The sequence below is a fragment of the Pantoea sp. X-Soil-YNGN-785 genome, from assembly GCF_059730585.1.
Genome location: NZ_AP035942.1, coordinates 3,750,635 through 3,776,142, shown reverse-complemented (window position 1 = coordinate 3,776,142; position 25,508 = coordinate 3,750,635). Strand labels below are relative to the sequence as shown.

General features: G+C 59.5%; 21 protein-coding genes. 16 read left to right on the top strand and 5 right to left on the bottom strand.

The genetic code is table 11. From position 1 onward, the window contains the following. Positions 1-2: 2 nt before the first annotated feature. Entirely contained in the window at positions 3-920 is a 918-nt protein-coding gene (locus AC6I8E_RS17610; protein WP_110331034.1) for a sugar ABC transporter substrate-binding protein, read from the bottom strand. Between the two features lie 420 nt (positions 921-1,340). On the opposite strand from AC6I8E_RS17610, the gene AC6I8E_RS17605 reads away from it, so the two are divergent. The 9 genes from AC6I8E_RS17605 (at position 1,341) to AC6I8E_RS17565 (ending at position 12,957) form a co-directional block, all read left to right on the top strand. Further along, positions 1,341-2,732: an MFS transporter gene (locus AC6I8E_RS17605; protein WP_497824262.1), complete on the top strand. Its 1,392-nt coding sequence runs from the start codon at positions 1,341-1,343 to the stop codon at positions 2,730-2,732. Further along, complete coding sequence (locus AC6I8E_RS17600) at positions 2,713-3,669, top strand: 2-hydroxyacid dehydrogenase (RefSeq protein ID WP_497824261.1); 957 nt, start codon at positions 2,713-2,715, stop codon at positions 3,667-3,669. The genes AC6I8E_RS17605 and AC6I8E_RS17600 overlap by 20 nt, the downstream gene beginning before the upstream one ends. A gap of 157 nt (positions 3,670-3,826) precedes the next feature. Further along, positions 3,827-4,993 carry an HD-GYP domain-containing protein gene (locus AC6I8E_RS17595; protein WP_033784242.1) on the top strand — a complete coding sequence of 389 codons (1,167 nt, stop codon included), beginning with the start codon at positions 3,827-3,829 and terminating at the stop codon, positions 4,991-4,993. Between the two features lie 108 nt (positions 4,994-5,101). Continuing rightward, on the top strand, positions 5,102-5,191 hold the full coding sequence (kdpF, locus tag AC6I8E_RS17590; protein ID WP_010253443.1) for a K(+)-transporting ATPase subunit F: 90 nt from the start codon (positions 5,102-5,104) through the stop codon (positions 5,189-5,191). Continuing rightward, positions 5,191-6,879, top strand: a complete 1,689-nt coding sequence (gene kdpA, locus AC6I8E_RS17585; protein ID WP_013359402.1) for a potassium-transporting ATPase subunit KdpA — start codon at positions 5,191-5,193, stop codon at positions 6,877-6,879. Before kdpF ends, kdpA begins: the two co-directional genes overlap by 1 nt. After that, positions 6,876-8,924 carry a potassium-transporting ATPase subunit KdpB gene (kdpB, locus tag AC6I8E_RS17580; RefSeq protein WP_033784240.1) on the top strand — a complete coding sequence of 683 codons (2,049 nt, stop codon included), beginning with the start codon at positions 6,876-6,878 and terminating at the stop codon, positions 8,922-8,924. The genes kdpA and kdpB overlap by 4 nt, the downstream gene beginning before the upstream one ends. A 10-nt stretch (positions 8,925-8,934) precedes the next feature. After that, entirely contained in the window at positions 8,935-9,501 is a 567-nt protein-coding gene (gene kdpC, locus AC6I8E_RS17575) for a potassium-transporting ATPase subunit KdpC (RefSeq protein ID WP_278495452.1), read from the top strand. Positions 9,502-9,726: 225 nt separating this feature from the next. Next, complete coding sequence (gene kdpD / locus AC6I8E_RS17570) at positions 9,727-12,405, top strand: two-component system sensor histidine kinase KdpD (RefSeq protein ID WP_107319128.1); 2,679 nt, start codon at positions 9,727-9,729, stop codon at positions 12,403-12,405. Positions 12,406-12,459: 54 nt separating this feature from the next. Beyond that, on the top strand, positions 12,460-12,957 hold the full coding sequence (locus AC6I8E_RS17565; RefSeq protein WP_003852093.1) for a TIGR00645 family protein: 498 nt from the start codon (positions 12,460-12,462) through the stop codon (positions 12,955-12,957). A gap of 37 nt (positions 12,958-12,994) precedes the next feature. On the opposite strand, the gene AC6I8E_RS17560 is transcribed toward AC6I8E_RS17565, so the two are convergent. Next, positions 12,995-13,963 (bottom strand): LysR family transcriptional regulator, encoded by a 969-nt coding sequence (locus AC6I8E_RS17560; RefSeq protein ID WP_497824260.1) that lies wholly within the window; start codon positions 13,961-13,963, stop codon positions 12,995-12,997. Positions 13,964-14,056: 93 nt separating this feature from the next. Between AC6I8E_RS17560 and AC6I8E_RS17555 the strand changes: the two genes are divergently transcribed. The 4 genes from AC6I8E_RS17555 (at position 14,057) to AC6I8E_RS17540 (ending at position 18,099) form a co-directional block, all read left to right on the top strand. Further along, positions 14,057-15,259 carry an MFS transporter gene (locus tag AC6I8E_RS17555; RefSeq protein WP_013359397.1) on the top strand — a complete coding sequence of 401 codons (1,203 nt, stop codon included), beginning with the start codon at positions 14,057-14,059 and terminating at the stop codon, positions 15,257-15,259. Between the two features lie 61 nt (positions 15,260-15,320). Beyond that, positions 15,321-16,667, top strand: coding sequence for a cation:proton antiporter (locus tag AC6I8E_RS17550; RefSeq protein ID WP_201252191.1), 1,347 nt, complete (start codon positions 15,321-15,323; stop codon positions 16,665-16,667). 22 nt (positions 16,668-16,689) lie between these two features. Next, a complete protein-coding gene (locus tag AC6I8E_RS17545) occupies positions 16,690-17,034 on the top strand; it encodes a hypothetical protein (protein ID WP_013359395.1) in 345 nt (114 codons plus the stop codon). Positions 17,035-17,202: 168 nt separating this feature from the next. Further along, positions 17,203-18,099: an alpha/beta hydrolase gene (locus AC6I8E_RS17540; protein WP_013359394.1), complete on the top strand. Its 897-nt coding sequence runs from the start codon at positions 17,203-17,205 to the stop codon at positions 18,097-18,099. 110 nt (positions 18,100-18,209) lie between these two features. On the opposite strand, the gene gorA is transcribed toward AC6I8E_RS17540, so the two are convergent. Further along, positions 18,210-19,562, bottom strand: coding sequence for a glutathione-disulfide reductase (gorA, locus tag AC6I8E_RS17535; protein WP_418162640.1), 1,353 nt, complete (start codon positions 19,560-19,562; stop codon positions 18,210-18,212). Positions 19,563-19,689: 127 nt separating this feature from the next. On the opposite strand from gorA, the gene rnz reads away from it, so the two are divergent. Continuing rightward, positions 19,690-20,601 carry a ribonuclease Z gene (gene rnz / locus AC6I8E_RS17530; protein ID WP_013359392.1) on the top strand — a complete coding sequence of 304 codons (912 nt, stop codon included), beginning with the start codon at positions 19,690-19,692 and terminating at the stop codon, positions 20,599-20,601. On the opposite strand, the gene AC6I8E_RS17525 is transcribed toward rnz, so the two are convergent. Both AC6I8E_RS17525 and AC6I8E_RS17520 read right to left on the bottom strand, forming a co-directional pair. Further along, complete coding sequence (locus tag AC6I8E_RS17525; RefSeq protein WP_110331025.1) at positions 20,598-21,416, bottom strand: CPBP family intramembrane glutamic endopeptidase; 819 nt, start codon at positions 21,414-21,416, stop codon at positions 20,598-20,600. The genes rnz and AC6I8E_RS17525 overlap by 4 nt on opposite strands. Before the next feature lie 6 nt (positions 21,417-21,422). Continuing rightward, complete coding sequence (locus tag AC6I8E_RS17520; RefSeq protein WP_095706545.1) at positions 21,423-22,265, bottom strand: 23S rRNA (adenine(2030)-N(6))-methyltransferase RlmJ; 843 nt, start codon at positions 22,263-22,265, stop codon at positions 21,423-21,425. A gap of 406 nt (positions 22,266-22,671) precedes the next feature. Between AC6I8E_RS17520 and prlC the strand changes: the two genes are divergently transcribed. Together prlC and rsmJ are read left to right on the top strand one after the other, a co-directional pair. Further along, positions 22,672-24,714: an oligopeptidase A gene (gene prlC, locus AC6I8E_RS17515; protein WP_013359389.1), complete on the top strand. Its 2,043-nt coding sequence runs from the start codon at positions 22,672-22,674 to the stop codon at positions 24,712-24,714. A gap of 8 nt (positions 24,715-24,722) precedes the next feature. Next, positions 24,723-25,469 (top strand): 16S rRNA (guanine(1516)-N(2))-methyltransferase RsmJ, encoded by a 747-nt coding sequence (gene rsmJ, locus AC6I8E_RS17510; RefSeq protein WP_033784229.1) that lies wholly within the window; start codon positions 24,723-24,725, stop codon positions 25,467-25,469. Positions 25,470-25,508: the final 39 nt, after the last annotated feature.

The window sequence follows — 25,508 nt, the reverse complement described above, 5'->3', positions numbered from 1 at the left end:
CGTTACGGATTTTTAGGGCTGTACTGCTGCATGTTCTGCTGTGTGACCAGCTCAAACGGGATCCATTGGTGGGCGTCGACCTTCTGGCCTTTGATCATCTGTTGCGCCACCTCAACCGATTTCCTGCCCTGGCCCACGGCATCCTGGAACACCGTCACCGCCAGTCTGCCGCTCGCCAGCGCTTTCAGGCCATCCGGCGTGGCATCAATGCCGCCGACCAGAATGGTTTTCTTCGGCTTCGCCTGAGCAATCGCCATGGTTGCACCAATCGCCATTTCGTCGTTGTTAGCGGCGACAATATCAATCGCTTCCCCGTTCGACAGCCAGTTGAGCATTAAATCCATGCCCTCATTGCGCGCATAGTTGGCAGTCTGCTTGAGCACCACTTTCATTCCGGGATACTTTGCCACTACCTGCTCCACATCCCGGGTGCGCTGCAGTGCGCCCGCATCGCTGAGGTTACCGATCATGATGGCGACATTGCCGCGGTAACCGGCCTGCTTCGCCAGCGCCTCCATCTGCAACGTGCCGGACTCGCGTTCGTCAGAGCCGACAAACACCACGCCCGGTGGCAGGGTTTTATCGCCCGGCGTGCGGTTAACGTAGACCAGCGGAATGTGCGCCTGCTGCGCCAGTTTCGTCAGGGCTGGGGTGCTGGCGGAGTCGACCGGATCGACAATAATCGCATCCACCCCGGCGCTGATAAAGCTCTGTACCTGATCGGTCTGACGGCCGACGTCGCCGCGTGCATCTTCGAACTGCGCATCCAGCTGACGCGCTTTCGCCTCTTTCTCAATCGACTGGCGAATAATAGTCAGGAAGTTCTGGTCGAAATAAGCCATCGAAACGCCAATCTTCTCTGCCAGCGCCGACGTGGAAAGAGAGAGCAGACAGAGTAAGGCCCATGCGCGTGTTTTCATTGCGGACTCCCGAGGTTAACCGGATGGAATGGATTTTTCATTTATTATAAAAATGGATAAATAGGATCATCTGCAGCTTAGAAATTGCCGCCAGGTTTGACAAGCCGCCCGTTTCACTCTTGCTGGCGTCGCCACACTTTGCTGCAAATTCGTCGCGTCATAGCTGCCCGGGCCGGTTAAAACCCCGATCGGGTGCACACTCTGCGGAAGAGAGCAGCAGCTTTTTGCGCTTTTGTGCAGCGCCGCACGGGCGGTTGTGGCGGTTGCCAGAAAATCGCTGAATCGGCCCCGTCGATCTCTACATCCGCACAATGACCGATGGTTAGCGGCCTATCTATATTTCCAGAAGCGGGAAATCTCAGCGTTATTCCTGAAAAAAACCTCGTGGCGCAACCTGCCGCTTTTTAAGGAATTCAGCTCATGCCTAAAGATGCAACGCCTCAACGGACCACCCATGTCCGCATCGGGATCCTCTGCCTGATCCTGTTTTTGTCAGTCGTGGCGTACGCCGACCGTTCGATCCTCTCGATCTCCGGATCGGCCATCAAAGAGGAGTTCGGCCTGTCAGCGATCCAGCTGGGACTGATCCTCTCTGCTTTCAGCTGGGCCTACGTTATCGGCCAGATCCCCGGTGGACTGTTTCTTGACCGCTTCGGGGCCAAAAAAGTGTATGGCATCACGCTGGCGCTCTGGTCTGTCTCGACACTGGCGATGGGATTTGTGGGTGAATTCTCCAGCGGTATGACCGGCGCACTGATGCTGATGTTTGGTCTGCGCTTTATGCTGGGACTCATTGAAGCGCCCAGCTTTCCTGCCAATGCGCGCGTGGTGATTATGTGGTTCCCTGGCGCTGAGCGGGGACGGGCATCATCGCTGTTTAGTTCGGCGCAATATTTTGCCGTTGCCATCTTCTCGCCGCTGTCAGGCTGGCTGGTGTCGCGCTTCGGCTGGGAGTGGCCGTTCTTTGTGCTGGGCGGCATTGGCCTGCTGGCGGTGTTCGTCTGGGCGGCCTGGATGCGCGAGCCGCGCAATCACCCCGGCGTGTCGGAAAGCGAACTGCGCCACATCATTGACGGCGGCGCGCTGGTGGATATCGACGCGGCGCAGACGCTGAAAGCGCGGCCACCGGTCAGCAAAGCGATGTTCAGAAAGCTGTTTACCAATCGTATGCTCTGGTGCGCCTATCTTGGTCAGTACTGCATCATTGCGCTCAGCTACTTCTTCATTACCTGGTTCCCGATCTATCTGGTGCAGGCACGCGGCATGAACATTATGGAGGCGGGATTCGCCACCATCGCCCCGGCGGTGTTTGGTTTTCTCGGCGGGATCAGCGGCGGTTACCTGTCAGATAAGTTAATCGCCCGGGGCTGGAGCGTCTCATGGGCGCGTAAAACCCCCTACATCGTTGGCATGCTGATGGCGTCGAGCCTGGTGCTGGCGGCGATCATTCCCGGTAATGGCGGCATTATCGCCATTATGTCCTTCGCCTTTTTCGGCAAAGGCATCGCGGCGGGCGCAGGCACCTGGACGGTGATCAGCGACACCGCGCCCAAAGAGGCGGTGGGTCTGGCGGGGTCCATTTTTAACGGCATCGGCAATATTGCCGGTTTCACCACGCCGCTGCTGTTCGGCATCATCGTCGGGCTAACCGGCAGCTACAGCATCGGGCTGGCATTTGTGGCGGCACACTGCGTGGTCGCGGCGCTGCTGTTCCTGCTGGTGATGGGACCGATTGAACGCGTCGGCGAAGAGACCAATCGCCCGGCAGCCTATAACCATCAGGAGAAAGAAGATGGCATTAAAGCAATGTAAGGTGCTGATCAAACGGAAATTTCTGCCACCAGAGCTGATTGCGAATATCGAAAATGCGTTCACCGCCTTCCGGCTATGGGAGGCGGACGATGAGGCGGCTTTTCTGGCTGAACAGGGTGCTGCCATCGACATACTGGTCACCAGCGGCAACGCGGTGATGGGCGCACCCGCCGCACTGATCGCGGCATTGCCCAACCTCAAAGCGATCTGCAGTAACGGCGTCGGGTATGACAGCATTGATACGGAAGCCGCCCGGTCACGCGGCATTGTCGTCACCAACACGCCCGAGGTGCTGAATGATTGCGTTGCCGACCTGGGCATGGCGCTGCTGCTGGATGTGGCGCGCCGCATCAGTGAGGCCGATCGCTTCACGCGTGCCGGGCACTGGACGCAGGGTCGCTTTCCGCTGAGCAGTAAAATTGGCGGCAAGGTGTGCGGTATCGTCGGGCTGGGCAATATCGGCCAGGCGGTAGCCAGGCGCGCACAGGCGTTTGATATGCAGATTCACTATTACAACCCGCGTTCACGCCCCGACGTGCCCTTTACCCGGCATGAGAGTCTGATAGCGCTGGCGCAGCAGGCCGATTTTCTGGTGCTCACGCTGCCGGGCGGGGCCGCAACGCGGCATATTATCACTGCGGAAGTGCTGCAGGCGCTGGGCCCGCAGGGTTATCTGATCAACATCGCGCGCGGCAGCGTGGTGGATCAGCAGGCGCTGGTGGCGGCGCTGGAATCCGGGCAGATCGCCGGTGCCGGACTGGATGTTTTTGAACAGGAGCCGCAGGTGCCTGACGAATTGCGTCAGCGCGACAATGTGGTGATTACGCCACATATCGCCAGCAGCACCCGCGAAACCATGGCGGCGATGGCCGACCTGGTGTTTGAGAACATGCTGGCGTTTGCCCGTGGAGAGCCGGTGCTGACCCGCGTAGTCTAACGGCAACAACGACTTAACCATGATGGACAGAGAGTGAGGCAGGAGGCCTCTCCTCTGACCACTCGCCCGCACGCCGCCTCCGCACAAAACAGCCTGAAGAATATTTGTCCAGCTGCCGATATCACCTTACCACCCGCTGATCGTAAGGAGTGATAGCGTGATAAAGCTGATTACCATTGATGAACTGCGCCCAGGGATGTTTATCCACAAACTGGAGGTCTGGTGGATAAAGGACCAGCGTATTCATAATCAGATGCTGATCACCGATCCACGACAAATCGCCACGTTACGCAGTGAAGGGATCCGCCAGCTCTGGATCGACCTCGATCGTTCCGTGCAGGCGCCGATCTCCACCTCGATCGCGAAAAGAACCATTGGCCGCACCCCGTTTTTTCAGGAGCTGGACCAGGCACAGCTGATCTTTCAGCAGGGCAAACCGAAAGTACTGGCGATGTTCAACGAAGCGCGGCTGGGCAACGGCCTGAAGCTCGATTATATGATGGATCTGGTGGATGAAATCGCCGGCTCGATCACGCGTGAACCCTCAGCGATGCTCAGCGTGGCACGGCTGAAAAATCATGATGACTACACCTATCTGCACTCTATGGCGGTCTGCGGGCTGATGATTGCGCTGGGTAAAAAACTCGGGCTGGATGAGCAGCAGCTGCGTCGGGTGGGCATGGGCGGTTTACTGCATGATGTGGGCAAAGCCGCTGTGCCGCTGGCGATCCTGAACAAAGCAGGCAAGCTGACGGAAGAGGAGTTCAGGGTGATGCGCGAGCATCCGGTGGTGGGCACGCAGATGCTGATTGAAGCCGACGCCGATGACGATCTGCTCGATATCGCCCTGCATCATCATGAAAAATATGATGGCAGCGGCTATCCGCACCGTCTGAAAGGCGAGGCGATTTCGTTCTACGCCCGGATGGCAGCGGTGTGTGATGTCTACGATGCTGTCACCTCAACCCGGTCCTATCGCAACGGCTGGACACCGGCAGAGGCGATGCACCAGATGCTGAGCTGGCGTGGCCACTTCGATCCGGGCCTGCTGCACACCTTCGTGCGAACTATCGGCATCTATCCGGTGGGATCGCTGGTGCGTCTGGCCTCCGGCCGGGTGGCGCTGGTGGTGAAAGCGGGGGAAAAATCGCTGATGCGTCCCTGTGTGCACGTCTTCTGGTCGCTGCACGCCCAGCGTGAAGTGAAACCGGAGGAGCTCGACCTCGGCGACAGTTTCTGCACCGACAGCATTGTGGGCGCAGAGGACAGTACGCTATGGGGTAACGTCGATCTCAATCGCATCTGGGCGCTGGAAGTCGCCTGATTTTTCGCCATTTTTACACTATTTTTACGCCCGCCCGCTGCATTTTAACCCCTTCTTTATACGCCTCCGCGCAAGCTAAGCCATAAATCCAATCCTCTGGAGGTTCCTGTGAGCGTGGGCGTAATAACCGGCATTGTGCTGGTGGTGTTGTTACTGGGCTATCTGATCTATGCCCTGTTAAATGCGGAGGCCTTCTGATGGCGGCCAATGCTTTTTTACTCATCGCATTTTATCTGGTGCTGCTGATGGTGCTGGCACAGCCGCTTGGCCGGGGTCTGGCCGCGTTAGTGGCTGATAAACCGGTGTTTGCCCGTTTTGAAGCGCCGCTGTGGCGACTGCTGGGCGCGCAGCAATCGGAGATGCGCTGGCCGCACTACCTGCTGGCGATACTGCTGTTTAACGCGCTGGGGTTCGTGGTGCTGCTGGCCATACTGCTGTTGCAGGGCTCGCTGCCGCTGAATCCGCAGCAGCTGCCTGGCCTGAGCTGGCATCTGGCGCTCAACACCGCTGTGAGCTTCGTCACTAACACCAACTGGCAGTCCTACAGCGGCGAAAGCACCCTGAGCTATTTCAGCCAGATGGTGGGCCTGACGGTGCAGAACTTCCTCTCTGCCGCAACCGGGATCGCCGTGGCGTTTGCGCTGATCCGGGGTTTCGCTAATCGCAGCTCTGCATCCCTGGGTAACGCCTGGCGCGACCTGACACGCATCACGCTCTACGTCTTACTGCCGATCAGCCTGCTGATGGCGCTGTTCTTTGTCAGTCAGGGCAGCATTCAGAACTTCGCGCCTTACCACAGCTTCACCACGCTGGAAGGCGTACAGCAGACGCTGTCGATGGGACCAGTGGCGTCGCAGGAAGCGATTAAAATGCTGGGCACCAATGGTGGCGGCTTCTTTAACGCCAACTCCGCCCATCCGTTTGAAAACCCGACGGTGCTGACCAACCTGGTGCAGATGCTGAGCATCTTCCTGATCCCGGCCGCGCTCTGCTTTGCGTTTGGCGAAAGCGTGCGTGACCGTCGTCAGGGCCACATGCTGCTATGGGCGATGACGCTGATGTTTGTCGCGGCGGTCGCCGTCGTGATGTGGGCCGAACTGCAGGGCAACCCGCATTTCCTCCAGCTGGGTGCCGACAGCGCCGTCAACATGGAAGGCAAAGAGACGCGCTTTGGCATTCTTAACAGCAGCCTGTTCGCGGTCATCACCACTGCGGCCTCCTGCGGTGCGGTGAATGCCATGCACGACTCCTTTACCGCGCTGGGCGGCATGGTGCCGATGTGGCTGATGCAGCTGGGTGAAGTGGTGTTTGGCGGCGTCGGTGCCGGTCTCTACGGCATGCTGCTGTTTGTGCTGCTGGCGGTATTTATCGCCGGGCTGATGATTGGCCGTACCCCGGAGTTCCTGGGTAAAAAAGTCGACGTGTGGGAGATGAAAATGACCGCGCTGGCGATTCTGGTCACCCCGGCGCTGGTGCTGATCGGCACCGCGCTGGCGATGATGACCGACGCTGGTCGCAGCGCAATGGCGAACCCCGGCATTCACGGCTTTAGCGAAGTGCTCTACGCCGTTTCCTCGGCGGCTAACAACAACGGCAGCGCCTTTGCCGGACTGAGTGCTAACACGCCGTTCTGGAACCTGTTACTGGCGGTCTGCATGCTGCTGGGCCGCTTCGGCATCATCATTCCGGTGATGGCGATTGCCGGTGCGATGGCGGTGAAAAAAGTGCAGCCGGTGGGTAACGGCACGCTGCCCACCCACGGCCCGCTGTTTATTGCCTTACTCATCGGCACGGTGCTGCTGGTGGGTGCACTGACCTTTATTCCTGCTCTGGCGCTGGGCCCGGTGGCTGAGCATCTGCAACTTGTTCAGGGACAATCCTCATGAGTCGTCAACAACAGGCGTTATTTGACGCAGCCCTGCTGCGTACCTCGGCCTGGGATGCGGTGAAAAAGCTCGATCCGCGGGTACAGTTCCGTAATCCGGTGATGTTTGTGGTCTGGCTCGGCAGCGTGCTGACCACGCTGCTGGCGCTGGCAATGTTATTCGGCAGGATCAGCGGCAGCGCCAGCTTTACCGGCGCGATTGCACTCTGGCTCTGGTTCACCGTGCTGTTCGCCAACCTGGCGGAGGCGCTGGCAGAAGGGCGCAGCAAGGCCCAGGCCAGCAGCCTGAAAGGGGTCAAAAAGACCAGCTTTGCTAAAAAACTGTCAGCGGCGCGCTATGGCGCGGAGTGGCAGCAGGTCAGCGCCGATGCGCTGCGTAAAGGCGACGCGGTGCTGGTCGAAGCGGGTGACATCATTCCCTGCGACGGTGAAGTGATGGAGGGCGGTGCCTCAGTGGATGAGAGCGCGATTACCGGTGAATCTGCACCGGTCATCCGTGAGTCAGGCGGTGACTTCGCCTCTGTGACGGGCGGTACGCGTATTCTCTCTGACTGGCTAGTGATCACCTGTAGCGCCAACCCGGGCGAAACCTTCCTTGACCGGATGATCGCCATGGTGGAAGGGGCGAAGCGCCGTAAAACCCCGAATGAGATCGCCCTGACCATCCTGCTGGTGTCACTGACCATCGTGTTCCTGCTGGCGACCGTCACACTCTGGCCGTTCTCGGCATGGGGCGGCACGCCGGTCAGCATCACCGTGCTGGTGGCGCTGCTGGTCTGTCTGATCCCGACCACTATCGGCGGCCTGCTGTCGGCGATTGGTGTGGCGGGAATGAGCCGGATGCTGGGTGCGAACGTCATTGCGACCAGTGGACGTGCGGTGGAAGCCGCCGGCGATGTGGATGTGCTGATGCTGGACAAAACCGGCACCATCACGCTGGGTAACCGTCAGGCGACCCAGTTCCTGCCCGCGCCGGGCGTCAGCGAAGAGCAGCTGGCCGACGCCGCGCAGCTCGCCTCGCTGGCTGATGAAACGCCAGAGGGCCGCAGCATCGTGGTGCTGGCGAAGCAGCGCTTTAATCTGCGTGAGCGCGATCTCAGCAGCATGGGTGCCAGCTTTATTCCGTTCTCAGCCCAGACCCGCATGAGTGGCGTAAACGTGCAGGAGCGGCTGATCCGCAAGGGCGCGGTCGATGCGGTCCGCCGTCATATCGAAGCGAACCATGGCCGTTTCCCTGCCGAGGTCAATGCGCAGGTGGAAGAGGTGGCCCGCAGTGGCGGCACGCCGCTGGTGGTGTCCGAGGGCGCGAACGTGCTGGGCGTGGTGGCGCTGAAAGATATCGTGAAAGGCGGCATCAAAGAGCGCTTTGCCGAACTGCGCAAAATGGGCATCAAAACGGTGATGATCACCGGCGATAACCCGCTGACCGCCGCGGCCATTGCGGCGGAAGCAGGCGTGGATGACTTCCTGTCAGAGGCGACCCCGGAAGCCAAGCTGGCGCTGATCCGCCAGTATCAGGCAGAAGGACGGTTAGTGGCGATGACCGGCGACGGCACCAACGATGCGCCTGCCCTGGCGCAGGCGGATGTGGCGGTGGCGATGAACTCCGGTACGCAGGCGGCGAAAGAGGCGGGCAACATGGTCGATCTCGACTCGAACCCGACCAAGCTGCTGGAAGTGGTGCACATCGGTAAACAGATGCTGATGACGCGCGGTTCCCTGACCACTTTCAGTATCGCCAACGACGTGGCGAAATATTTCGCCATTATTCCGGCGGCGTTTGCGGCGACCTATCCGCAGCTCAACATGCTGAACGTGATGCAGCTGCACTCGCCCGCCAGCGCAATTCTGTCAGCGGTGATCTTTAACGCCCTGGTGATTATCTTCCTGATCCCGCTGGCCCTGAAAGGCGTCAGCTACCGCCCGCTGAGTGCCGCTGCGCTGCTGCGCCGCAACCTGCTGATTTACGGTCTGGGTGGCCTGCTGGTGCCGTTTGTCGGCATCAAAGCGATCGATCTGCTGTTAGTGCTTTCAGGCATGGCCTGAGGAGAAAAAAATGAGTCAGTTACGTCCGGCAATTTTACTGTTGTTGCTGCTTACGCTTGTTACCGGCGTGGTTTATCCTTTCCTCACCACCGGGCTGGCGCAGTGGCTGTTTCCGGCCCAGGCCAATGGCTCGCTGCTGGAAGAAGATGGCGTGGCGCACGGATCCGCGCTGATTGGGCAGAACTTTACCCAGCCCGACTATTTCTGGGGCCGTCCTTCAGCCACCAGTGATAAAGCCTATAACCCGCTGGCCTCGGGAGGCAGTAATCTGGCCGCCAGCAACCCGGCGCTGGATAAAGCGGTCGCCGACCGCGTCGCTGCACTGCGTGCCGCCAATCCGCAGGCACCTGCAGCCGTGCCGGTTGAGCTGGTGACGGCTTCCGCCAGCGGGCTGGACCCGGATATTTCGCCCCAGGCTGCCCTGTGGCAGGCTCCGCGTATCGCTGCCAGCCGCAACGTGCCGGTCGCGCAGGTCGAGGCGCTGATTGAAAAGATGACGCATCGTCCGCTGATGCCCTTCCTTGGCACGCCGACCCTCAACGTGCTGCAGCTGAACATGGCCCTCAACGAACGGTAATGGTGTTAAGAGCCTATCCCATCAGGCTATTTTATTTGTCAGTCTGAACCTGGGCAGTGCTCACACAGGCTGCTTTAGCAACCTGAACGCCTGTCAGGGCGGCCCTGAAGGGGCGAGCGCAGCGAGTAATCCTCACGTACTACGTGTACTACGGATTGTTCCGCGCTGTCCGTGTCCAGACTGTCTGCAACAATTACGCCTACTGGCATAGGCTCTAAGGAAGCGATGAACCACGACGAACCCCAGCGTCCCGATCCCGACGCGCTGCTGCAGGCTAACCGCGAAAGTCATCGCGGGCAGCTGAAGATTTACTTTGGTGCCTGTGCGGGCGTGGGCAAAACCTACGCCATGCTGCAGGAGGCACAGCGGCTGCGTGCGCAGGGTCTGGATGTGCTGATTGGCGTGGTAGAAACCCACGAACGGCCGGAAACCGCGCAGCTGCTGACAGGCTTAACCCTGCTGCCGCGGCGCGCAACCGGCCGCTCGCGTCATGCGGAGTTTGATCTTGATGCTGCGCTGGCCCGCCATCCGGCGGTGATTCTGATGGATGAGCTGGCGCACACCAACGTACAGGGCTCGCGCCATCCCAAGCGCTGGCAGGATATCGAAGAGCTGCTGGAAGCGGGCATCGACGTGCTGACCACCGTCAACGTGCAGCACCTTGAAAGCCTCAACGATGTGGTCGGCGGCGTCACCGGCATTCAGGTGCGCGAAACCGTGCCCGATCCCTTTTTCGACAGCGCTGATGAAGTGGTGCTGGTCGATCTGCCGCCCGACGATCTGCGGCAGCGGCTGAAAGAGGGCAAAGTCTACATTGGCGACCGCGCGGAACGCGCCATCGAAAACTTTTTCCGCAAAGGTAACCTGTTCGCCCTGCGTGAACTGGCCCTGCGTCGCACTGCCGATCGTGTGGACGACCAGATGCGCGCCTGGCGCGATCAGCAGGGACGGGATCGCGTCTGGCACACCCGCGACGCCATTCTGCTCTGCATTGGTGACGACAGTGGCAGTGAAAAGCTGGTGCGTACCGCTGCCCGGCTGGCGGCACGGCTCGGCAGTGAATGGCACGCGGTCTATGTCGAAACACCCCGGCTTAACCGGCTGCCCGAAGCGCGGCGACGGGCGATTCTGCGCACCTTACAGCTGGCGCAGGAGCTGGGTGCGGAAACGGCCACGCTGTCGGAACCGGATGAAGCGGAAGCGGTGCTGGGCTACGCCCGCGAGCACAACCTGGGCAAAATTGTCACCGGTCGTCGCCCGCTGCGACGCTGGCGGCGTGACAGTTTTGCCGAACGTCTGGGCCAGCTCGGCCCCGATCTCGACCTGCTGGTTGTCGCACTGGATGAGCCGCTGAAGGATGCGCCGCATCCGCTGCCGGATGGCCGCGTGACGAGTGAAAAATGGCGCATTCAGCTGCGCGGCGTGATGATGGCGCTGGTGCTCTGCATCGTCGTCACCGCAGCCGGACAGTCGGTACTGATCAATTTCGATCCTGCCAACTGTGTGATGATCTACCTGCTGGCGGTGGTGATCGTGGCGCTGCGCTATGGCCGCTGGCCGTCGGTGATCGCCACGGTGATGAATATCGTCGCCTTCGACCTCTTTTTTGTGGCCCCCACCGGCACGGTGGCGGTCTCCGACCTGCAATATCTGGTGACCTTTGGCGTAATGCTGGCGGTGGGCGTCATTGTCGGCAACCTTACGGCAGGCGTGCGTTATCAGGCGCGGGTGGCGCGCTACCGCGAGCAGCGGGCGCGGCAGCTCTACGAGATGGCAAAATCGCTGGGCAGCGCGCTGACGCCGCAGGATATCGCCGCCACCAGCCAGCGGGTGCTCGACGCCACTTTGCAGGCGCGCTGCCTGCTGTTGCTGCCGGATGAGCAGGGTGAGCTGCAACCGGTGGGCGAGGCGTTACCGGCCAGCGAACCGGATCGCGCCATCGCGAAATGGAGTTACAGCAAAGGCCAGCCTGCGGGCGCGGGCACCGATACCTTACCGGCGGTGCCCTATCAGATCCTGCCGCTGAAAAGCGGTGCACACTGTCGGGGTCTGCTGGTGGTGGAGCCGCAGAACCTGCGTCAGCTGATGATCCCCGAACAGCAGCGGCTGGTGGAAACCTTTACGGTACTGATTGCCAATGCGCTGGAGCGAATGGCGCTGTCGCACAGCGAGGCGGCATCCCGGCTCTCGGCCGAGCGTGAACAGCTGCGCAATGCGCTGCTCTCGGCGCTGTCCCACGACCTGCGCACCCCGCTGACCGTGCTGTTTGGTCAGGCGGAAATGCTGATGCTCGACCTGGCCAGCGACAACTCAAAATATGTGCCGCAGGCCAGCCAGATCCGTGAGCAGACGCTGAGCACCATCCGGCTGGTGAGCAACATGCTGGATATGGCACGCATTCAGTCGGGCGGCCTTAACCTGCGGGAAGAGTGGCTGGCGCTGGAAGAGGTGATCGGCGGCGCGCTGAGCAGCATGGCACCGTCGCTGAAAGGGCATGAGGTTCAGCTCGATCTGCCGGATGACATCGTGCTGATTAAAGGCGACAGCACGCTGCTGGAACGCGTCTTCACCAACCTGATTGAGAACAGCCTGAAGTATGCCGGTAACAGCACTCCGCGTGGCATCCGCGCCTGGCGTGCTGCAACACGGCTGGAGATTGCGGTGTGGGACAGCGGACCGGGCGTTGCCGAAGACGATTTAACCCGGATATTCGATAAGTTCTGGCGCGGTGATAAAGAGTCGGCGGTGCCGGGCGTCGGGCTGGGTCTGGCAATCTGTAAAACCATTATTGAGAGCCACGGCGGCCAGATCTGGGCAGAGAACCGACCCGAAGGCGGCGCGGCATTTCGTCTCTCACTGCCGCTGCCGCCGGTCCCTGAAATTTCTGACGAAGGGCTGAAATAACTTCACAGTGGATCGGTTATACTTCCGGACCTGTTTGATTATTCGTGGGATTGTATGGAACGTTTTACCGAAAACCTGATGTATGCATCGCGCTGGTTGCTGGCTCCGGTTTACATTGGACTTTCGCTGGGATTGCTGGCGCTGACCATTAAATTTTTCCAGGAAATTTTCCACCTGCTGCCCAACATTTTCAGCATTGCGGAAAACGATCTGATCCTGCTGCTGCTGTCGCTGGTGGATATGACGCTGGTGGGCGGCCTGCTGGTGATGGTGATGCTGTCGGGTTATGAGAACTTCATCTCCAAGCTTGATATCGACGAAGACAAAGAGAAGCTGAGCTGGCTGGGCAAGATGGACTCCGGCTCGCTGAAAAACAAAGTCGCGGCTTCTATCGTGGCCATCTCCTCGATTCACCTGCTGCGGGTGTTTATGGAAGCGCGCAACGTCGAAAACGACAAGCTGATGTGGTACGTGATTATCCACCTGACCTTTGTGCTCTCGGCCTTTGTGATGGGCTGGCTGGACAAAATGTCGCGCTACGATAAAAAGTAATTTATCACCTGGCGACCCGCTGACGCGGGCGCCTGCTTTATCCCTTCCGCTCTGCTTCCCCTGAACGACCTGCCGGCTGCGATGCCGGGCGCGTGCCCGCCAGCTGTGGCATCACCTCTTTGATCATGGCAAAAAAGTGTCGCAGCCTGGCCGGGTAGTAACTCGCCCAGGGATAGGTCAGCCATACCGGCAGCGGCGGGGCCTGCCAGGCGGGCATCAGCTGAACCAGACTGCCGTCCGCTAAATCGTCCTGCACCGCCCACGAGGAGACAATCGCCGCGCCCATCCCGGCCAGCGCCGCTTTGCGCACTGCATATAAGCTGTCGCTGCTCAGCCGGGGCGTAATCGCCAGGTTCACTGGCTGGCCGTCGTCAATCTTCTGCAACGCCACTTCATTACGGTAAAAGCTGGTCAGCGCCAGCCAGGGCAGATCGCGAAGCTGTGCCACACGTTCAATAGGCGGATGCTGCGCCAGCAGGTGCGGGGCCGCCACCACAATGCGCGGTACTTCGGCCAGCAGAATCGCCACGACCGAAGGATCGGTGGGCGCACCGACCTGAATGGCGCAGTCCACGTTCTCCGCCATGAAGTCGGGCGTGCGGTCATTCAGCATCCACTCGATATTGAGGCGGGGATAGCGGTGCAGATAGTCCACCAGCGGCGCGATCAGTTGATCCTGACCAAAGGCGTGCGGCGCACGAACCCGCAGCGTACCGACCGGGTCATCGCTGGCACCGGTCAGCTCATCTTCCAGCGCATGCCAGGTCGCCAGCAACTGCCGTGCCTGGGCGTAGCAGCGTTCGCCATCATCGGTGAGTTTCAGCGCATGGGTGGTGCGCAGGATTAGCTTGAGGCCCAGCCGCTGCTCCAGGGTCTGCAATCGGCGGCTGACGGTGGGCTGTGTCGTGCCAAGCTGGGCTGCTGCTGCGGACAGGCTGCCGCTCTCAACGATACGGATAAATGTCTGCATCAGGTCGATGCGATCGCTGCTGTTGGGATTGTTCATACGCGCCACGCATAACGGTTTTGTCTGGTATCAGTCTACCGCGTATAACCATAATGCGCTTTAATGGCTGCACGAAATGATGAGGATTACAGCATGTCAGCCATACAGACTCAGACGCAAAATGAATCGCTCTCTACGCCGCTGGTGTTTACCCTGGCGGCCGGAGCCGGGCTCAGCGTTGCATCGATTTACTACAGCCAGCCGATGCTGGATATCATCAGTAAGCAGTTTAATGCAGGCATCGGCGCAGTTGGCATGGTGCCGATGCTGACTCAGGCGGGCTATGCGCTGGGTATTCTGCTGCTGGCCCCGCTGGGGGATCGTCATGACCGCCGCACCATTATCTTTATCAAAGGCTTACTGCTGGTCGCTGCGCTGCTGCTGTGTGGCTTTTCCGGCGGACTCAGCGCGCTACTGGTTGCCAGTTTTATTACCGGCCTGACCGCCACCGTGGCGCAGGATATTGTGCCCGCGTCGGCGACGCTGGCCCCGGAACGCAGCCGGGGTAAAACGGTCGGCACGGTGATGACCGGACTGCTGGTCGGCATCCTCCTGTCGCGGGTAGTCAGCGGGGTGGTGGCGGAATATTTCGGCTGGCGCACCATGTACATGATCGCCGCACTGGCGGTACTGCTGATTACGCTGACGCTGTGGCGGGTGTTGCCACGCTTCGCGCCGGGCACCTCAGTGAGCTATCCGCGCCTGTTGCTGTCACTGGTGCATCTGTGGCGTCACCATCAGACGCTGCGCCGCGCCGCGCTGGCTCAGGGTCTGCTGTCGGTCGCCTTCAGCGCCTTCTGGTCGACGCTGGCGTTAATGCTCAGCGACCGCTTTCATCTCGACAGTGCGGTGGCGGGGGCGTTTGGTTTAGCCGGTGCAGCAGGCGCTATGGCAGCACCGCTGGCGGGCAGTTTTGCTGACCGCATCGGCCCGGCACGCGTCACGCAGGCCGGTGCCGCGCTAGTGACGATCTCTTTTGCGCTGATGTTTCTGCTGCCACTGCTGCCCATGCCCGCACAGTTGGCGCTGATTGTGGTCTGTACCATCGGCTTTGATTTAGGAGTGCAGGCCACGCTGGTGGCGCATCAGACGCTGGTCTATGGCCTGGCACCGGAAGCACGCAGTCGCCTGAATGCATTGCTGTTTACTGTGGTGTTTATCGGTATGGCGACCGGTGCGGCGCTGGGCAGTCTGGCGCTGGCTCACTGGGGCTGGAATGGCGTCGTTGCGCTCGCCACTTTAGCCGGTGCCGCGGCTCTCGCGGTCCGCTTCGCCAGTCGTCACCTGAAAAACTGACGCCTCGCCCGTCAAAAAATGTGCCAGGCTTATTCATAAACCCGAAATATTGTGGAGTGTTATGAACTTTTTAGCCTGGACAGCAGCGACGGGCGGCCTTCTGCTGCTGATGTCGCTGGCTTCCGGTTGGATTCACCGGGGGCCAGTCACCTCATTTGGTCTGTTCCTGATCGCGGGCATGCTGTGCGGCCCGTGGGGATTTGATGTTATCCACCTCGATATCGTCACCCATTCCGAAGCCGTGGCCCATATCACCGAAATCACCATGGCGGCCTCGCTGTTTATCACCGGTCTCAAGCTGCGTCAGCCGCTGCAGAACAACTGCTGGCACACCGGGCTGAAGCTGGCGTTTCCCGCCATGCTGCTTACCGTTGCCGCGATGACCCTGCTGGCACACTTCCTGGTGGGATTAGACTGGCCGATTGCGCTGGCGTTTGGGGCGATTGTCGCGCCGACCGATCCGGTGCTGGCGAGCTTAATCTCGGTCAACGATGCGCAGGATGATGACTCGCTGCGTGTGGCGATCTCCAGTGAAGCGGGCATGAACGATGGCTCCGCATTACCCCTGCTGATGCTGGCGCTGCTGCTGTTTAATGGCGAGAGCCTGAGTGGCGCGATGCTGGCGCACTGGGGCGCGGTCGAGGTGCTCTGGGCGATTGGCGGCGGTCTGATCATTGGCTTTGTTCTGGGGCAGTTAATCGGCATGCTGGCGACCCGACTGCGCAATGCGAATGGCGACGTTGCGCCCAATGATTTCCTGGCGCTGGCGCTGATAGCCCTCAGTTATTCGCTGGTGGAGTACCTGGGTGCCTCCGGCTTCCTGGCCGCCTTCGCCGCCGGACTGGGGTTACGCCGTGCCGAACTGGGTGTGTTCCATCGTCATCAGCCGGAAGACCTCTCTGACGATGAGCGCGTATTGCCCTCTGAGGCGCTGGTGAATCCTAACAAACGCCTGGCCCATCAGGGCGGCAATAATATGGTGAAGTCGATTGGGTTTGTAGTAGGCGACGCGCTCTCTTTTGGCGATACTATTGAACGTTTACTGGCGGCTGGCATGATGGTCGTACTGGGCGTAACACTGGCGCAGCACTGGAACATCTATGGCGTGCTGATTGGGCTGGTACTGTTTGCCGTAGTACGACCGATGGCCGTCTGGCTGGTGACGCTGCGCGCCGGACTGCCGCTCGGGCAGCGCTTGCTGATTGGCTGGCTGGGCATCCGGGGAATTGGCAGCCTGAACTACATCGCCTATGCCTGGACGCACGGCATGCAAGGCCCGCAGATGGAAATCATGACGAATATAGCGTTAACGCTGGTGGTCTGCAGCGTGGTGGTTCACGGCACCACCGTGACGCCGCTGCTGAACTGGCGTCAGAAGCGCCTCGAAGCCCTTCAGCGCAAGGTTTAACCTGAACGAACAGGAGTTAAAAATGAAAGTCACTCAGATAGTGCTGCTAAGCCTCCTTGCCTCCGGCAGCGCGCTGGCAGCGGACGACGCTGATACTGAGCAGAATGTTTACGCCAGTCAGTTGTGCCACATTGTCAGCGGCGAGAAAAAGGTCGCGAGTGCGGATCAATATGTTGAACAGATGAAATCGTCAGTCGCGAGCAGTCAGTCATCATCGGCGATGAATCAGCCGGAATTTGATGAAGAGTCCGCGCGTGAAGTGGCCAGTGCCTGGCTGCAACTTGGCGATGATGAGCGGGCCAAACTGCGCGTCAACGAACAGCAGTGTGAACAGGCCGTGATGGCGCAGTTCCAGCAGGAAGATTAACCATACGGAATGAAATAAAAACGCGCCTGCCCGGCGCGTTTTTTTATGGCTTTCCTGGGGCTATTGCGTACATAATCGCCACCCATGGCACCAGACTTGCATCTGTTACTTCTTCTGTAGCCTGCCGCAACGGCTTGCTCATTACTCTGGCATCACACAACAGGCATTATGATTACGCGTCGACGCTTTATTCTCGGCACGGGAGCGCTCGGGCTCTCCATGACCACCGGCAAATTATTTGCCCGCGATGACATTATTCCCCTCTGGCCGGACGATCCGCCCGGCGGCGGCGGCCCATCCGGCCAGTTGCATATTAACAGCAGTGGTTCCTGGTCAAATATCGTCAGCCCGGCGATTCAGCGGTTTAAACCAGAAAATCCGAATGGCGAAGCGGTATTAATCGCCGCAGGCGGCGGGTATCGCTGGATCGGCATGGCGCGTGAAGCCTGGCCGGTAGCGCGCTGGCTGAATGCCAGTGGCTATACTGCCTATGTGCTCAGCTATCGGTTGCCGCATGAGAAGTGGCAGGCGGGTCGGCTGGCGCCACTGCAGGATGCGCAGCGCGCCATCCGGCTGGTGCGATCTTTCGAACGCAAGGTGCATGTGCTGGGTTTCTCGGCAGGCGGACATCTGCTGGGGCTGGCGGCGGCGCGGCCAGACTTTGAATCTTATCCGGCCATCGATCCGCTGGATGAAGTGGTGCCGAAAGTCGACAGCGTCGGCCTGATCTATCCGGTCATTACCCTGGAAGCGCCTTATCAGCACACCAATACGCATCTGATGATGGTAGGTAAAAATGCCACGCCGCAGGATGAGGCGAACTGGTCAGTGCAGAACTATGTGACCCGGCAATATCCGCCGACGTTTCTGGCGCAGGCCGAGGACGATCACACCTCCAATCCGTTTAACACCGAGCTGATGCGCGACACCTGTCGCCGCAACCGCGTGCCGGTTGAGCTGATTCAGATCAGCAAAGGCGGACACGGATTTGGCCTCGGCAAGGCGGGTACGCCCGCAGCGTTGTGGGATCAGGCGTATGTCCGCTGGCTGGATCGCGTAAGCTGAAGTGCACTGACGCGGTGCTATGCTGCACGGTCAGAAAGCGGAAGTGGATGCGGCATAAAAAAACAGGCGACCTTAAGGTCGCCTGTTCTGTTTCTGAAGCCCGGTGCGGATTAACGCATTGTCACAAATTCTTCCGCTGCGGTTGGGTGGATCGCCACGGTGTTATCGAAGTCTTTCTTGGTCGCGCCCATCTTCAACGCCACGGCGAAGCCCTGCAGCATCTCATCCATACCGAATCCGATGCCGTGAATGCCGACGATCTTCTCATCGGCACCCACACACACCAGCTTCATGCGGCACGGCTGACGATGCTGGGTGACCGCGGTGTACATGGCGGTAAACGACGATTTATAGACCTTCACCTGATCGTCGCCATACTGTTCGCGCGCCTGCGGCTCGGTCAGTCCTACGGTGCCGATCGGCGGATGGCTGAACACTACGGTCGGCACGTTGCTGTAATCCAGATGCTCGTCCGGCTTGTTGTTAAACAGACGCTCAGAGAGACGACGTCCGGCGGCAACCGCAACCGGCGTCAGCTCAACCGCACCGGTGTTGTCGCCCACGGCGTAAACGCCTGAGACATTGGTGTTCTGGAATTTATCGACGCTGATATAGCCTTTCTCGTTCAGCGCCACGCCTGCGGCCTGAATATTGAGATTGTCCGTTTCAGGCTCACGGCCAATCGCCCAGACCAGGCAATCCACGGTGTAGTCGCTGCCATTTTCCAGCTGCAGCGTCAGGCTGCCATCGCTGTTTTTAACTACAGCCTTAGGAATGGCTTCGGTGTGCAGCGCCGGACCTTCGGTGTTCATTACTTCGACCAGCGTCTCGGTGAGCAGCGGGTCGAAGCTGCGCAGCGGCGCGTGTTTACGCACGAACAGGTGGGTTTCTGACCCCAGCGCGTTCACGACGCCCGCCAGCTCAACCGCGATATAGCCCGCGCCGACAACCGCGGTGCGTTTTGGCAGCGCGTCCAGCTCGAAGAAGCCGTCGGAATCAATGCCGTACTCCGCACCCGGAATAGAAGGGTGAACCGGACGACCGCCAGTGGCGATCAGAATGTGGTTAGCCGTAATAATCTCGCCGTTCACTTCAACGCTGTGCGCATCGACAAAGCGGGCAAAGCCTTTGATCACTTCAACTTTGTTCTTACCCAGCACGTTGTCATACGAGCTGTGGATGCGATCGATATAGGCGCTGCGGTTTTTGACCAGCGTGGCCCAGTCAAAGCGGTTTACGGTGGTGTCGAAGCCATAATCCGGGCCATAAAGATGGATAGCTTCGGCGATTTGCGCGGCGTGCCACATGATTTTCTTCGGCACGCAACCCACGTTCACGCAGGTGCCACCCAGCTCTTTTGCTTCAATCAGGGCGCATTTCTGGCCATACATAGCTGCACGGTTAATCGAGGCGATGCCGCCGCTGCCGCCGCCAATGGCGAGATAGTCGAAATGTCGGGTCATTGAAGTATCCATCCGGTTGCATAAAAAATTGGGGTTGAGTGTAACGCTGCGGGTCGAAATGACGCAAAGTTTGCGCCTATGATTGTAATAGGGTTCTGTTTTTCACTCGCTTACAGGGAAGCATACCATGCACCTTACTTTTCTTGGCACCGGCGGCGGTGCTCCCAGCCTGCAACGTAACGTGACCTCCATTGCTTTTACCCGCGCGCTGAGTGGTGAAACCTGGCTGTTCGACTGCGGGGAGGGCACGCAGTTACAGTTTATGCGCTCCAGCCTGAAACCGGGCAAGCTGGATAAGATTTTTATCACCCATCTGCATGGCGATCATATCTTCGGCCTGCCGGGCTTACTTACCAGCCGGTCGATGGCCGGACTGACCTCACCCATGACGGTTTATGGCCCCAGAGGATTGAAGACCTTTGTTGAGACGGCGCTGTCGATCAGCGGTTCCTACACCGATTATCCGCTGAACATTGTTGAGATTGAGGCGGGCTGGACGCTGGATGACGGTGAGTTTCGTATCAGTGCCTGGCCGCTGAGCCATCCGGTGGAGTGTTTTGGCTATCGCATTGAACAGCATGACAAACCCGGCCTGCTGGATGCCGAGCGGCTGAAAGCCGAAGGCGTGCCCCGCGGCCCGTGGTTCCAGCAGCTGAAGCAGGGGGAATGTGTGACGCTGGAAGATGGGCGGGTAATTAACGGCGCTGACTACCTTGGCCCGGCGACACCCGGTAAAAAGCTGGCCATCTTTGGCGATACGGCTCCCACGGAGGTTGCGCTGCAGCTGGCGGCGGAGGTTGACCTGATGGTGCATGAAACCACGCTGGAGGCGGCGATGGTGGAGAAAGCCAACGGGCGCGGGCACTCCACAACCCTGCAGGCGGCGGAGGTGGCAAAGCGCGCCGGGGCAAAGCGGATGATCGCCACCCATTTCAGCTCCCGCTATCTGGCAAAGGACATGAGCCGCCTGCTGGCGGAGTGCCAGACCATTTTCCCCCGCACCGAGCTGGCCTCGGACCTGGCGGTGTTTACGGTTTAGTGATGCAGCGCCGGATAAGTAAACAGCAGCAGATGGGTGAGGTTAAGCGCGAAGTGCAGGGCGGCTGCCAGCCATAAGCGGCCGCTCCAGTGCCACGCCAGACCATAAAGCAGCCCGGCCAGCGTCGCGAAAACTACCAGCAGTACGCCGCCGGTTGCATGCGCCAGCCCGAACAGCAGCGTGCTAATCAGCAGCGCGGGCAACCCACCCAGCTTCTCGCTCAGCCGCTGTTGCAGATAGCCCCGGAACAGCGCCTCTTCGGCCAGCGAGACAAAGAACAGATTCGCCAGCATAAACGCGGGCAGCCAGGGCGGAAAATGAGGCTCAACGGCCAGACCACCCAGCAGCACGGCGCTACCCAGCAGCAGCGGCACGGCGGCGATTAATGCCAGCGCAGCGATCCACGGATAACGTGGTGGACAGGCCCGGGCACGGAACAGCGTCGGCAGGCAGGCCAGCAGTACAAAGGGGATCAGCGCTTTATCGAAGTTGAAGGAGAAACTGAACGGCAGGCTCTGTGCGCCCACCTTTACCTCATCGACGACGAGGGGATTGTGAAAGCCGGGAAAAAGATGGAGGAACAATCCCAGCGAAATCAGCACCAGCAGCGCTTCACTCAGAATGTGCTGCCGGGAACGGATTGGGTCAAAGCGGCGCAGCGCGACCAGTGCCGCGATCCCGGCCAGCAGCGGCAGTACTGGCCATGTCAGGACGTCGTGATAAAACCCCAGCAGCGCAGCGAGCGCTAACAGCAGTAGCGCCAGCCGCCGGGCGGGTTGCAGCGCGCCCAGCGCGCCTGCCAGCAGAATCCACATAATCGGTTATTCAGGAACGATCTGGTTCACCACGAAGTGACCGGTACCGGCCGGAACCAGTTTTTTGTGCAGCCATGGCAGCAGGGTATTCATCTGATCGGCCAGCTTCCACGGCGGGTTAATCACGATCATGCCGGAGGCGGTCATGCCGCGCTGATCGCTGTCCGGACGGGCAGCCAGTTCGATCTGCAGGATATTGCGGATGCCGGTTGCTTCCAGGTCGCGCAGCATGTGTTTGATCTGCTGACGTAACACCACCGGATACCACAGCGCAAAGACGCCGGTGCCAAACCGTTTATGACCTTCCTGAATGCCTTTCACTACTGCCTGGTAGTCGCTTTTCATCTCATAAGGCGGGTCGATCAGCACCAGACCGCGACGCGACGGCGGTGGCAGTTTCGATTTTAACTGCTGATAACCGTCGGCACGGTCGACGCGCGCGCGGTTGTCTTTGCTAAACTCGTTGCGCAGCAGCGGATAGTCGCTGGAGTGCAGCTCGGTGAGTTGCAGCCGGTCATCTTCACGCAGCAGATGACGGGCAATCAGCGGTGAACCCGGATAGTAGCGCAGAGAAGGGCCACGATTCAGCGCACCGATGGCGTCAAAATAGGGTTGCAGCAGTTCCGGTGCATCGGGCTGTTGCCAGATACGCGCGATGCCTTCCAGATATTCACCGGTACGCTCGGCGTGCTCGCCGCTCAGCTGGTAGCGGCCTGCGCCCGCATGGGTATCCAGGTAGAAAAACGGTTTCTCTTTCTCTTTCAGCGCCGTGATGATCAGGCTCAGAACAGTGTGCTTCAGCACGTCGGCGTGGTTGCCCGCATGGAAGCTATGGCGATAACTCAGCATTGTTTATCCTGTTGAATGTATAAGGTTTTAATTGATGGAAAATCAATTTATACCAATTATTACCTCACGTATTACCTACAGAACGACGCACAGCAACCGACGCAGGAAAAGCATGAGAATCCGCGATTATATCAGGGATGGCCTGGCGATGGGCCAGAAGCGTGATAACAAATCGGGATTACAGGGCGCGGCATCCTGTTGCAGGCATGCAGGTACGGAAAGCTGCCCGACGCGCTCATCGCAATCGCAGCCATAGTTTAAAAGCAGCGGGCTTTCGGGTAGCCATTCGCGCGTTTCTTCCCCACCTCATCCTGACCCCCATTGATTTTCACTACACTAAGCCGCATGTTACTTAGATTGCGTTGCGCGACCCGCTGCGCCCCATACATCGATAAAGGACTGCGCTATGACCAATCCGCTACTGACATCTTTTACGCTCCCCCCTTTTTCTGCTATCCAGCCTGAGCATGTTGTTCCTGCCGTGACGGAAGTGCTGAGCCAATGCCGCGCAGAAGTCGAAAAAGTGGTGGCGCAGGGTGCGCCGTACACCTGGGATAACCTGGTTCAGCCGCTGGCGGAAACCGACGATCGCCTGAGCCGTATTTTCTCCCCGGTCAGCCATCTTAATTCGGTAAAAAACAGCCCGGAGCTGCGTGAAGCCTATGAGCAGACGCTGCCGCTGCTCTCTGAATACAGCACCTGGGTCGGTCAGCATGAAGGGCTGTATCAGGCGTATCGCAACCTCAAAGAGGGCGATCAATACGCGGCACTGGATCTGGCGCAGAAGAAAGCGGTCGATAACGCCCTGCGTGATTTCGAACTCTCTGGAATCGGCCTGCCAAAGGATAAACAGCAGCGCTATGGCGAAATCGCCGCGCGCCTCTCTGAGCTGGGTTCGGCTTACAGCAACAACGTGCTCGATGCGACCATGGGCTGGAGCAAGCTGATCACCGATGAAAGCGAGCTGGCCGGTATGCCGGAAAGCGCGCTGGCGGCGGCGAAAGCTCAGGCTGAAGCCAAAGAGCAGGAAGGCTGGCTGCTGACGCTGGATATTCCAAGCTATCTGCCGGTCATGACCTACTGCGATAACGCGGCGCTGCGCGAAGAGATGTATCGCGCCTATGCGACGCGTGCTTCCGATCAGGGTCCGAACGCCGGTAAATGGGACAACGGTCCTATCATGGCGGAAGAGCTGGCGCTGCGTCACGAGCTGGCTCAACTGCTGGGCTTCGACTCCTACGCGGATAAATCGCTGGCGACCAAAATGGCGCAAAGCCCGTCCCAGGTGATCGACTTCCTGAATGACCTGGCTGAACGCGCCCGTCCGCAGGGTGAAAAAGAGCTGGAGCAGCTGCGCGCCTTCGCGCAGAAAGAGCATGGCGTTGAGCAGCTGAATCCATGGGATCTCACTTATTATGGTGAAAAGCAGAAGCAGCATCTCTACACCATCAGCGATGAGCAGCTGCGTCCTTACTTCCCGGAAGAGCGCGCGGTCGCCGGTCTGTTCGAAGTGGTGAAACGCATTTACGGTATCACTGCGAAGCAGCGTACCGACGTTGAGGTTTATCATCCTGACGTGAAGTTCTTCGATTTGTTCGATGAAACCGGTGAACTGCGCGGCAGCTTCTATCTCGACCTCTACGCCCGCGAGCACAAACGTGGCGGTGCCTGGATGGATGACTGCGTGGGCCAGATGCGTAAAGCCGATGGCAGCCTGCAGAAGCCCGTTGCTTACCTGACCTGTAACTTTAACCGTCCGGTGAAAGGCAAACCTGCGCTGTTCACCCATGACGAAGTGATTACCCTGTTCCATGAGTTTGGTCACGGCCTGCACCACATGCTGACCCGCATCGAAGCGCCTGGCGTTTCCGGTATCAGCGGTGTGCCATGGGATGCGGTCGAACTGCCAAGCCAGTTCATGGAAAACTGGTGCTGGGAGCCGGATGCGCTGGCCTTTATCTCCGGTCACTTTGAGACCGGCGAACCGCTGCCGAAAGAACTGCTGGATAAAATGCTGGCGGCGAAAAACTATCAGGCCGCGCTGTTTATTCTGCGTCAGCTGGAGTTCGGCCTGTTCGATTTCCGTCTGCATACCGAGTTTAATCCGGAGAAAGGCGCACAGATTCTGGAAACCCTGCGCGAAGTGAAAAGCCGCGTAGCAGTCGTTCCGAGTCCGGAATGGGGCCGTTTCCCGCACGCCTTCAGCCACATCTTTGCCGGTGGCTATGCAGCAGGTTACTACAGCTATCTGTGGGCGGACGTGCTGGCGGCGGATGCTTACTCCCGCTTCGAGGAAGAGGGCATCTTTAACCGTGAAACTGGTCAGTCGTTCCTGGATAACATCCTGACGCGTGGCGGCTCTGAAGAGCCGATGGAGCTGTTCAAACGCTTCCGTGGCCGTGAGCCACAGCTCGATGCGATGCTGGAACATTACGGCATTCAGGGATAAGTCGGTTCGTGAAAATCTGTTTGCTCGATGAATCAGGCGCCGGAGACGGCGCCTTATCACGTTTAGCGCAGCGCTGGCAGCTGGAGCACGAGGAAGACGCGCTGCTGGCACTGGTGCAAACGCCGACGCACCTTGAGCTGCGCAAGCGTGATGAGCCAAAGCTGGGCGGTATTTTTGTTGATTTCGTCACCGGGGCAATGGCGCATCGCCGTCGCTTCGGCGGTGGACGTGGCGAAGCTGTCGCCAAAGCGGTTGGCATTAAAGGCGGCTATCTGCCGGATGTGGTGGATGCGACGGCCGGACTTGGACGTGATGCGTTTGTGCTGGCGGCGCTCGGCTGCCGGGTGCGGATGCTGGAACGCCATCCTGTCGTGGCTGCGCTGCTGGAAGATGGCCTGCAGCGCGGTTATCAGGATGCGGAAATTGGCCCCTGGCTGCGCGACCGCCTGACGCTGATTCATGCAGCCAGTGCGCAGGCGCTGGGCGAGATTACGCCGCAGCCGGATGTGGTCTATCTTGATCCGATGTATCCCCATCGCCAGAAAAGTGCGCTGGTAAAAAAGGAGATGCGGGTCTTTCAGTCGCTGGTAGGGCCGGATGAAGATGCCGATGCGCTACTGGAACCGGCCCGGCGGCTGGCGAAGAAACGGATTGTGGTGAAGCGGCCAGACTATGCACCGCCGCTGGCGGGTGTCGTGACGCAGGCGGCGGTCGTAACCAAAAGCCATCGCTTTGATATTTATCCTCCGCTTTAACCGATTTAAACGTATAAAAAAGCCGGCTCCGTGCCGGCT

Bases quoted from the DNA above. Each gene is read 5' to 3' on its own strand.
- AC6I8E_RS17610 (WP_110331034.1), bottom strand. From the start codon at position 920: ATGAAAACACGCGCATGGGCCTTACTCTGTCTGCTCTCTCTTTCCACG.
- AC6I8E_RS17605 (WP_497824262.1), top strand. From the start codon at position 1,341: ATGCCTAAAGATGCAACGCCTCAACGGACCACCCATGTCCGCATCGGG.
- AC6I8E_RS17600 (WP_497824261.1), top strand. From the start codon at position 2,713: ATGGCATTAAAGCAATGTAAGGTGCTGATCAAACGGAAATTTCTGCCA.
- kdpA (WP_013359402.1), top strand. From the start codon at position 5,191: ATGGCGGCCAATGCTTTTTTACTCATCGCATTTTATCTGGTGCTGCTG.
- kdpB (WP_033784240.1), top strand. From the start codon at position 6,876: ATGAGTCGTCAACAACAGGCGTTATTTGACGCAGCCCTGCTGCGTACC.
- kdpC (WP_278495452.1), top strand. From the start codon at position 8,935: ATGAGTCAGTTACGTCCGGCAATTTTACTGTTGTTGCTGCTTACGCTT.
- kdpD (WP_107319128.1), top strand. From the start codon at position 9,727: ATGAACCACGACGAACCCCAGCGTCCCGATCCCGACGCGCTGCTGCAG.
- AC6I8E_RS17565 (WP_003852093.1), top strand. From the start codon at position 12,460: ATGGAACGTTTTACCGAAAACCTGATGTATGCATCGCGCTGGTTGCTG.
- AC6I8E_RS17560 (WP_497824260.1), bottom strand. From the start codon at position 13,963: ATGAACAATCCCAACAGCAGCGATCGCATCGACCTGATGCAGACATTT.
- AC6I8E_RS17555 (WP_013359397.1), top strand. From the start codon at position 14,057: ATGTCAGCCATACAGACTCAGACGCAAAATGAATCGCTCTCTACGCCG.
- AC6I8E_RS17550 (WP_201252191.1), top strand. From the start codon at position 15,321: ATGAACTTTTTAGCCTGGACAGCAGCGACGGGCGGCCTTCTGCTGCTG.
- AC6I8E_RS17545 (WP_013359395.1), top strand. From the start codon at position 16,690: ATGAAAGTCACTCAGATAGTGCTGCTAAGCCTCCTTGCCTCCGGCAGC.
- AC6I8E_RS17540 (WP_013359394.1), top strand. From the start codon at position 17,203: ATGATTACGCGTCGACGCTTTATTCTCGGCACGGGAGCGCTCGGGCTC.
- gorA (WP_418162640.1), bottom strand. From the start codon at position 19,562: ATGACCCGACATTTCGACTATCTCGCCATTGGCGGCGGCAGCGGCGGC.
- rnz (WP_013359392.1), top strand. From the start codon at position 19,690: ATGCACCTTACTTTTCTTGGCACCGGCGGCGGTGCTCCCAGCCTGCAA.
- AC6I8E_RS17525 (WP_110331025.1), bottom strand. From the start codon at position 21,416: ATGTGGATTCTGCTGGCAGGCGCGCTGGGCGCGCTGCAACCCGCCCGG.
- AC6I8E_RS17520 (WP_095706545.1), bottom strand. From the start codon at position 22,265: ATGCTGAGTTATCGCCATAGCTTCCATGCGGGCAACCACGCCGACGTG.
- prlC (WP_013359389.1), top strand. From the start codon at position 22,672: ATGACCAATCCGCTACTGACATCTTTTACGCTCCCCCCTTTTTCTGCT.